This window comes from Azospirillum sp. B506, from assembly GCF_000333595.1.
Taxonomy (GTDB): Bacteria; Pseudomonadota; Alphaproteobacteria; order Azospirillales; family Azospirillaceae; genus Azospirillum.
In genome coordinates this window covers 1-8728 of the sequence record NZ_BADK01000220.1, presented here as the reverse complement: position 1 = coordinate 8728, position 8728 = coordinate 1, and the positions used below count along the sequence as shown (strand labels likewise).

Sequence of the window (8728 nt, the reverse complement as noted above, 5' to 3'; positions counted from 1 at the left end):
CGAAGGAAATCTTGACGCTGCGGTCGCCATCCTGGATTTCCAGGTCGATTCCGTGCGACTCGATCGACCACTGCGACTGGGTGGCCTGCATGTCCACCGACAGATCGCTGAGGTCCATACCGTCCAGCTTGGACTTCAGGCCGTCTCCGAACCCCTTCACGGCATCGTCGATGCGGTTCTGCGGAACGCCCAGCGCACTCAGCGTGTCGCCGAGCCCCTGCTTCAGCGAGTCGATGCCCTTGCCGAACATGCCCGCCAGGCCCTTGCCATGGTCGAGTGCCGACTGCATCAGCGACTGGGCCTGCTTGGCGCGGTCCAGTCCGCCGCCGGCCGCCGCCGTGCTGCCGGCGCCTGTCCCTGCCTGGGCGCCGCTCTTGCCGGTCATGCTGTCCAGCAGCGATTCCATCGACTGGCTGATGGTGTAGGCCGGGGATTGGGACTTCTTGTCGCTATCCACCGGTTTCGCGTCCGATTTCGCCAGCGCGTCCTTCGCTGCACCGGCCGCCTTTGACGAGCCGTTCTGCACAGCCGTGGACAGCACCGACGGTTTGCCGTTCGGGCCGCTGAGCTCCGCGTAGTACATGGATGCCCCCGCATCGCGTTGTTTTTGCGCAGTGGGAAGCATGGCGCCGACAACCTTTACCGTTTGTTAATTTCATAGATTTCTTTCAATCATCACCATAAATTCGTTTCCTTACTAAGTATCGATCACTGTAGAACTTCATCCGGTATCTTGCCTCCACTTGTTCCGTTTGCGTCATGACCTGCGACGAGCCGCGGCTTTCCCCGGCCGGAAAGCGCTGCTACCCTCGGCGCAAAAGGACCCGGAAGAAGGGAGCCGCCCGTCATGACCGACCGCCTGTCGATAGCACTCGCCCAGATCAACCCCGCCGCGGGGAACCTTGCCGCCAATGCCGGTCGAATCCGCGCCGCAAGGGCCGAGGCCGCTGCCCGCGGTGCCGATCTCGTCGTCTTCCCGGCCGGTGCGGTGTCCGGCACCCCGTTGCTCGATCTGGCAGCATTTCCCGTCTTTCTCGATGCGGTGCAGGCGACGGTGCAGGCGCTGGCGGATGAAACCGCCGATGGCGGCCCGGCATTGCTGGTTGGGGCGCCCTGGCGCGATGGACCCAGGCGCCACAATGGCGCCCTGCTGCTCGACGGCGGAGAGGTCGCTGCCGTTCGTTTTCAAGCCGCACCAGGCATCGGGGGGATCGATGTCTCCGGGGAGGATCATTTCGATACCGGTCCGATGCCTGGTCCGGTGAATTTCCGTGGTGTTCGGATCGGGCTGTTGGTCGGCGGCGATCTGGCAACCGGCGACGTTGCGGAGACGCTGGCGGAGAGCGGGGCCGAACTGCTGGTCGCGATGCTGGCCGGCCCCTTTGCACCCGGCAGTACCGATGAGCGGGTTCAGGCCGCTGTTGCCCGTGTGGTGGAATGCGGACTGCCGTTGGCCGCGGTGAACCTCGTCGGCGGGCAGGAGGATCGGGTGTTCGACGGCGGCAGCTTCGCGCTGGCTCCCGGCGGTCGGTTGGTCGCCCAGGCTCCCCTGTTCGCCGAACATCTCCTGCTGACCCGCTGGGAGCGCGATCCCAACGACGGTTGGGACAGTTCTGAAGCCGAAATGATTGCTCCCGTTGACGGGACGGCGGCGCTCTACAGCGCTCTGGTGCTGGGTCTGCACGATGCCGTAACGAAATCCGGCGCTCCCGGCGCGGTGGTTGGCCTGACTGGCGGGCTCGATTCGGCGCTGGTCGCCGCCATGGCCGTCGATGCGCTGGGGCCGGAACGGGTGCTTGCGGTCCGCGCACCGCTGCCGGGCGGTCCGTTCGAGGCTTCGGCGGTTGCTGTGGCCGACAGCCTGGACGATGCGGCGGAGATCGTGGAGTTGCTGGGGTGCCGCCTTGACAATGTCGCGCTGGCCCCGGTGCTGAAAGCGGCCGACTCGCTGCTTGCCCCGGCCTTTGCCGGCCGCGAGCCGGTGGTGACAACGGATCGGCTGCATGCCCGCCTGCGCGGCACGACCCTGGCGGCGCTGGCGGAACGGATGGGCGCCCTGCTGCTGTCGACGGTGGACCGCACCGACCGGTTGCTCGGCCTTGCCCCGGAAGAGATTGGCTGTGGCTATGCCGTTCTGGCCGATGTGTCGAAGACGGCCGTGCTGGATTTGGCGCGCTGGCGCAATGCCAACCAGCCGGCCGGAATGCGCGGGCCGGCCGGTCTGGTGGTGCCGGACCGGGTGCTGGCGCGACGGCTCAAGGCCGAAACCCCGGCCGGGCTGCCGCCGGTCGAGGCGCTGGACGATCTGCTGACGGGGCTGCTCGACGGTGGGCTGTCACCGGCCGACCTTGCCCGGCGCGGACATGCGTCCGAGATGGTGGCGACGGTCTGGCGGCTGGCCGTCCAGGCGGAGGCGGGCCGCCGCAGGGCTCCGCCGGGGCCTCGACTCGCGCGCCGGGCGGTGGCGCCGCTGCGGCATGTCCCGATCTTCGGCGGCAATATCGATCTGATCTAGCGTGGACGGCGGGAAGGGGAGAGGCTCCCCTTCCACGTCCGGATGGCTCGCGGACGTCAGCCGCGCGTCAGCTTGATGATTGTGGCGATCATGCCGAAGCTCCACAGCACGGCCGGCAGAATCACCCAGGTCGGGTGGAAGATGATCGCCAGCGGCATGATGAAAATCAGCAGCAAGGCGGGGAAAACGAAAAGTGGGGAGTTTCCCCAGTTGCTCAGCAACCCGGCCGGGTTCTCATCCTCGCCATAGAAAGCATCGGCGGTAACAGCTTGGTCCGTCATCTCTATCACCCAATATTTTTGTGGTTATTCCCTGTCCCGCAATGCAGCAGGACAGAGAGTCATATGCCACGAATCCATCGGATGACCAGAGCGCAGCCTTGGCCGTTGCTTTCGACTTTGGTCGAAGTCCGGGCGACCGTAGTTTACGCGGCTTCGGTCAGCGCCAACTGCGGGCGGCGCATGCTGGACTGGATGGTGAAGGGTGCGCGGACACCGCCGTTGAACAGTTCGGCGCACTCCAGGGCCTTCAGCACGCGCTCCTCCGGCGGCTGGCCGATGGTGGAGGCGAGGGACCCCAGCGCGTAATCGGCCCCGCAGCCGATGGCGTGATAGCCGCGCACCGCCTCGCCAACCTGATAATCGGATTGCACGGTGAACAGCCGGCCTTCCAGCCCGACCATGAAGGTGCCGCCGGTCTCGACATCGTTGGAGCGGTGGGCGTAGCCGCCATCCTTCAGGCAGTTGCGCACGGCGTCGACGAAGTGGACGACCATGTAGCGGAACAGGTCGGTGTCAGGGTCGCGCGATGGAACCTCAAGCCGGTAATGCAGCAGCTGGCCCATGCGGAAGGAGCTGGTGAAGCCGATCAGGCTGTCGCCGTTGCGGAACACCTTGGTGTCGGCGCGGACGGTGATGTCCAGGCCGTTCACCCCGGCGCTGTCGCCACCCATCCACACGCGATCGCCATCCACCAATCCCACAATGCAGGTCATCGCCAACCCTCGTCCGATGAAAAGAAGACGAGGCAAAGGGTGGGCGACGGCGGTTAACGAATTATTGCCCGGCTTTGTGACATTGAGAGCGGCAAAGGGGGAACATCTACCCCCTTCGCTACCGGAGCCTCATCGTTACTTCGCCAGATCGACCAGAGCCTTGACAGTATTCTCGGCACCTTCGGCGATCTGTACCAGAGTGGCATCCAGCATATAGCAGGGGGAGGTGACGACCTTCAGGCCCTCGTCCACGATGATCTCGCCATGGGTGGTGGTGCGGTGGATCGCCCCCATCGACTCCAGCGCCGCGGCAGTGCCGCTGTCGTTGCCGATGGTCAGTTCCACCCCCTGCTGGCCCAGGATCTTGGCGAGGATCGCGGGGGCGATGCACAGGGCGCCGATCGGCTTGCCGGCCGCACGCATGGCCGCGACTGCGGCCACCACCTGCGGATTGACCGAGCAGTCGGTGCCCTTGAAGGCGAAGTCGCTGAGATTCTTGGCGGCGCCGAAGCCGCCGGGGAAGATCAGCGCATCGACGTCGCCAGCGGAAAATTCGCTCAGAGCAATGATCTTGCCGCGGGCGATACGTGCCGATTCGACCAGCACGTTGCGGCTCTCGCCGGTTTCATTGCCAGTCAGATGGTCGACGACCTGGGCCTGCGGAATGTCGGGGGCATAGCACACCGCCACCGCGCCGACCTTTGCGATGGCGAGCAGGGTGCAGACCGCCTCGTGGATTTCCGTGCCGTCATACACGCCGCAACCCGACAGCACGACGCCGATGCGCAAGCTTTTATCTGCCATGGAAACTCTCCGGGGTTGGCTTTGCCGCCACGCTACCCCAGGAGACCCGCCTTCGCCTAACGCTCCCTTCGGGCGGCCCGGGCCGGCTGCCGGCGAAAGCTCCGGACGTCGGCCGGAGCTTTCGCAAGAGGCATCAACCCTTGATGAACTCCAGCAGATCCCGGTTGATGATGTCGGCGTGGGTGGAAGCCATGCCGTGCGGGAGGCCCGGATAGACCTTCAAGGTCCCTTTCCGCAGCAGCTTGATCGCCAGCAGGGCGGAATCGGCGACTGGCACGATCTGGTCGTCGTCGCCATGCATCACCAGAACCGGCACGTCGATCTTCTTCAGATCCTCGGTGAAGTCGGTTTCGGAGAATGCCTTGATGCAATCGTAATGGGCCTTGGCCCCGCCCATCATGCCCTGCCGCCACCAATTGTCGATCAGACCCTGCGAAACCTTGGCGCCGTCACGATTGAAGCCATAGAAGGGGCCGGCCGGGATGTCGCGGAAGAACTGCGCGCGGTTCGCCGCCAGTGCGGTGCGGAAGCCGTCGAACACCTCCAGCGGCAAGCCGCCCGGATTGGCTGCGGTCTTCAGCATGATCGGCGTCACCGCTCCGATCAGCACGGCTTTCGCGACCCGCCCGTTTCCGCCATGCCGGGCGACATAGCGGGCCACTTCGCCGCCGCCGGTCGAATGACCGATATGGATGGCGTTCTTCAGGCCGAGATGGGCGGCCAGGGCTGCGACATCGTCGGCGTAGGTGTCCATGTCGTTGCCGGTGGCGGTCTGCGTCGACCGTCCATGGCCACGCCGGTCATGGGCGATGACCCGGAAGCCTTGCGACAGGAAATACAGCATCTGGGCGTCCCAGTCGTCCGACGACAGCGGCCAGCCATGATGGAAGACGATCGGCTGACCCGATCCCCAGTCCTTGTAGAAAATCTGCGTGCCGTCCTTTGTCGTGACCGTGCCGCTTCCCGCCCCCTTCGCGCCCGATGCGGACGCCGTGGCCGATTGGGCCGCCTGTGCGGGCTGGACGAAGGGCAGGGTGGCGGCGGCGGACAGGCCCAAGCCGGCGGTCAGCATGCCGCGCCGCGAGGCGCCGGTCTTCAACGAGGTCATGTCGCTCTCCCGAGGAATGATTTTGCGATATCGTTTATCGCGATAAGTAATCTTCTACACGACCTCGCAGGGGCTTGTCCAGGCAAATTCTTATCGCGATATCAAATATGGTGATAAGGTTGCCGGACCCGATCAGTCAGGAGGCCGTCCCATGCCTGTAGCGCCCGAAAATTCGCCCGCCATTCCGCACCCGGTTCCGTTGGACGAGCAGCTCTGCTTCGCTCTTTATATGACCAGCATGGCCATCACCCGCACCTACAAGCCGATGCTGGACGCCATGGGACTCACATATCCGCAGTACCTCATCCTCAGCGTGCTGGGGGAGAAGGACGGGGCGACTGTCGGGGCGATCGCCGAAAGGCTGGCGCTGGAATCGAGCACGGTCACGCCGCCGGTGAAGCGGCTAGAGCAGGCGGGATTTGTCGAACGGCGGCGCAGCAGGATGGATGAACGACAGGTTCAGGTCTGGCTGACGGATGCTGGTCGCGCAATGGTGGATGAAAGCACCTGTCTGAGCAGGACGTTGGTCGAGCGGTCGGGGATGGATCTGGCGCAGATCGGTTCGCTGAACCGGCAGGTGCGGACGCTGCTCCGGGCGCTGGGCGATTGGGAAGCACCGGCGGACCATGTCGCCCGGGACGAGGGGGACCGCCCCCGAGGTCGCATTCCGGACTGACTGCAGCTTTCGGAAGGCGCTCCGCCCGTGCTAGGACTTCCCGCCTGTCCTGTCTGCAATCGAGTCCAGCCATGTCCACCGCCGTCCGTTTCGCTCCCAGCCCGACCGGCCGCATCCATGTCGGCAATGTGCGCCAGGCGCTCGTCAACTGGCTGTTTGCGCGCAAGACCGGCGGCAGCTTCATGTTCCGGCTTGACGATACCGATGAGGAACGCTCCACCCAGGAGTTCGCCGACGCCATCGCCACCGACCTGATCTGGCTCGGCCTGACCTGGGATCGTTTCGCCCGCGAAAGCGACCGCTATCCGCGCTACGACGAGGCTGCATCGGCGTTGAAGGCCGCCGGCCGGCTCTATCCCTGCTACGAGACGGCGGAGGAGTTGAACCTCAAGCGCGCCAGCCTGGTGTCGCAGGGCCGTCCGCCGATCTACGACCGTGCGGCGTTGCGCCTGACCGACGGGGACCGTGCCCGGCTGGAGGGGGAGGGGCGCAAACCCCATTGGCGCTTCAAGTTGACCCCGGCTCCGGTGGAATGGACCGACCTTGTCCGCGGACCGGTGCGGTTCGAGGGCACGGCGCTGAGCGACCCGGTGCTGATCCGCGAGGATGGCCGGCCGCTCTACACCCTGACCAGCGTGGTCGACGACGCCGATTTCGCCATCACCCACATCATCCGCGGCGAGGACCATGTCGCCAACACCGCGGTGCAAATCCAGATCTTTGAAGCCCTGGGCGAGGCGATTGGCGCTGCGGTGCCGATCTTCGCCCATCTGCCGCTGCTGACCGATGCCGGCGGGCAGGGGTTGTCGAAGCGGCTGGGCAGCCTGTCGGTCGGCAGCCTGCGCGACGAGGACGGCATCGAGCCGATGGCGGTCAACAGCCTGCTGGCCAAGCTCGGCACCTCCGACCCCATCGAGGCGCGGCTGACGCTCGACGAGCTGGTGGCGGAGTTCGACCTGTCCAAGGTTGCCCGCGGCACTCCGAAATTCGATCCGGAGGAGTTGGGCCGGCTGAACGCCCGTGTCCTGCACCTGACGCCGTTCGACGCGGTGGCGTCCCGGTTGGAGGCACTTGGCCTGACCGGCGCCGATTCTGCCTTCTGGGAGGCGGTGCGGCCCAATCTGGGGCGGCTGGGCGATGCGCGGGAGTGGTGGGCGGTGACCCATGCGCCGGTGACGCCGGTGGTGGAGGATGCGGCTTTCCTGGCGCAGGCGGCGGCGCTGCTGCCCGACGAACCGTGGGACCTCGGCACCTGGGCGGCCTGGACCGGCGCCGTGAAGGGGGCGACGGGACGCAAGGGCAAGGAGCTGTTCCTTCCTCTGCGCCGCGCGCTGACCGGGCGCGACCATGGACCGGAATTGAAGAACCTGCTACCCCTGATCGGACGGGCGCGCAGCCTCCGGCGACTCGCCGGCGAAACCGCCTGAAACCTCTCTTCATTCAGGAGTTCGGACCGTGCCGTTGGACCTCTACAACACGCTGACCCGCCGTAAGGAGCGCTTCGAGCCGCTTCGCCCGGGACATGTCGGCATGTATGTCTGTGGTCCGACCGTCTACGACACCGCCCATATCGGCAACGCCCGGCCGGTGGTGGGGTTGGAACTGCTGTTCCGGCTGCTGTCGCGTCTCTATCCCGCGGTGACCTATGTCCGCAACATCACCGATGTGGACGACAAGATCATCGACCGCGCGCGGGACAGCGGTGAGCCGATCGACACGCTGACCGCGCGCACAACCGACCTGTTCCATGCCGACATGGACGCGCTGAACGCCCTGCGCCCGACCATCGAGCCGCGGGCAACCCAGCATATCGGCCAGATGATCGCGCTGATCGCCACGCTGATCGAGCGCGGCAACGCCTATGCCGCGGAAGGGCATGTGCTGTTCTCCGTGCCGTCGATGCCGAGCTATGGCCAGCTGTCCCGCCGCTCGCTGGAGGACATGATCGCCGGCGCCCGGGTGGAGGTTGCTCCCTACAAGCGCGATGCCTCCGATTTCGTGCTGTGGAAGCCCAGCAGCCCCGACCAGCCCGGCTGGGACAGCCCGTGGGGCCGTGGCCGTCCGGGCTGGCACATCGAGTGCTCGGCAATGGCGAAGGAGCATCTCGGCGTCACCTTCGACATCCATGGCGGCGGGCTGGACCTGATCTTCCCGCACCATGAGAACGAGATCGCCCAGAGCTGCTGCGCCAACGGTACCGACCGGCTGGCTCGCACCTGGGTCCATAACGGTTTCGTCACGGTCGAAGGCGAGAAGATGTCGAAGTCCCTCGGCAACTTCTTCACCGTGCACGACCTGCTGGACGGGTTCCCCGGCGAGGCGATTCGCCTGACCCTGCTGAGCGCCCATTACCGCCAGCCGCTGGACTTCACCCGCGAGGGCATCCGGCAGGCGAAGGGCGCGCTCGACCGCTGGTATCAGGCCCTGCGCGGCGAACCGGCACCGGCGGCGGGCGAGGTGCCCTTCGACGTGCTGGCGGCGCTGGAGGACGACCTGAACAGCCCGCTCGCCATCGCGCATCTGCACGAGTTGGCGACCGCGGGAACAAAGCGAAGAGCGACGCGGAGAAGGCGGCGACCAAGGGCGCGCTGCTGGCGGCCGGCCAGCAACTCGGTCTGCTGCACCAGGACC

At 66.1% G+C, this 8728-nt stretch carries 7 protein-coding genes and 2 pseudogenes; 4 read left to right on the top strand and 5 right to left on the bottom strand.

The genetic code is table 11. The features are described from left to right. Nucleotides 1-583 (bottom strand): annotated as a pseudogene (locus I71_RS07325) (hypothetical protein); the annotation flags it as partial. Between the two features lie 264 nt (nucleotides 584-847). On the opposite strand from I71_RS07325, the gene nadE reads away from it, so the two are divergent. Continuing rightward, nucleotides 848-2515 (top strand): NAD(+) synthase, encoded by a 1668-nt coding sequence (nadE, locus tag I71_RS07320; protein WP_042693249.1) that lies wholly within the window; start codon nucleotides 848-850, stop codon nucleotides 2513-2515. A 56-nt stretch (nucleotides 2516-2571) separates the two neighbouring features. Here the strand turns inward: nadE and I71_RS07315 are convergent, their stop codons facing one another. The 4 genes from I71_RS07315 to I71_RS07300 all read right to left on the bottom strand — a co-directional run bounded on the left by I71_RS07315 (nucleotide 2572) and on the right by I71_RS07300 (nucleotide 5421). Then, entirely contained in the window at nucleotides 2572-2805 is a 234-nt protein-coding gene (locus I71_RS07315; protein ID WP_148294178.1) for a hypothetical protein, read from the bottom strand. Between the two features lie 134 nt (nucleotides 2806-2939). Then, complete coding sequence (locus tag I71_RS07310) at nucleotides 2940-3509, bottom strand: hypothetical protein (protein ID WP_042693243.1); 570 nt, start codon at nucleotides 3507-3509, stop codon at nucleotides 2940-2942. A 135-nt stretch (nucleotides 3510-3644) separates the two neighbouring features. After that, a complete protein-coding gene (elbB, locus tag I71_RS07305; protein WP_042693241.1) occupies nucleotides 3645-4313 on the bottom strand; it encodes an isoprenoid biosynthesis glyoxalase ElbB in 669 nt (222 codons plus the stop codon). A 133-nt stretch (nucleotides 4314-4446) separates the two neighbouring features. Next, a complete protein-coding gene (locus tag I71_RS07300) occupies nucleotides 4447-5421 on the bottom strand; it encodes an alpha/beta fold hydrolase (RefSeq protein WP_042693238.1) in 975 nt (324 codons plus the stop codon). A gap of 151 nt (nucleotides 5422-5572) precedes the next feature. Here I71_RS07300 and I71_RS07295 point away from each other — a divergent pair, with 151 nt between their 5' ends. The 3 genes and pseudogenes from I71_RS07295 to cysS all read left to right on the top strand — a co-directional run. Continuing rightward, the gene (locus I71_RS07295) at nucleotides 5573-6097 is read left to right on the top strand and encodes a MarR family winged helix-turn-helix transcriptional regulator (RefSeq protein ID WP_083897034.1); all 525 of its coding nucleotides are present in this window, start codon (nucleotides 5573-5575) and stop codon (nucleotides 6095-6097) included. A gap of 71 nt (nucleotides 6098-6168) precedes the next feature. Beyond that, nucleotides 6169-7524: a glutamate--tRNA ligase gene (gltX, locus tag I71_RS07290; RefSeq protein WP_042693236.1), complete on the top strand. Its 1356-nt coding sequence runs from the start codon at nucleotides 6169-6171 to the stop codon at nucleotides 7522-7524. A 28-nt stretch (nucleotides 7525-7552) separates the two neighbouring features. Continuing rightward, nucleotides 7553-8728: pseudogene (gene cysS, locus I71_RS07285) on the top strand (cysteine--tRNA ligase); the annotation flags it as partial.

Coding starts and splice junctions, on each gene's coding strand:
- nadE (WP_042693249.1), top strand. CDS start 848: ATGACCGACCGCCTGTCGATAGCACTCGCCCAGATCAACCCCGCCGCG.
- I71_RS07310 (WP_042693243.1), bottom strand. CDS start 3,509: ATGACCTGCATTGTGGGATTGGTGGATGGCGATCGCGTGTGGATGGGT.
- elbB (WP_042693241.1), bottom strand. CDS start 4,313: ATGGCAGATAAAAGCTTGCGCATCGGCGTCGTGCTGTCGGGTTGCGGC.
- I71_RS07300 (WP_042693238.1), bottom strand. CDS start 5,421: ATGACCTCGTTGAAGACCGGCGCCTCGCGGCGCGGCATGCTGACCGCC.
- I71_RS07295 (WP_083897034.1), top strand. CDS start 5,573: ATGCCTGTAGCGCCCGAAAATTCGCCCGCCATTCCGCACCCGGTTCCG.
- gltX (WP_042693236.1), top strand. CDS start 6,169: ATGTCCACCGCCGTCCGTTTCGCTCCCAGCCCGACCGGCCGCATCCAT.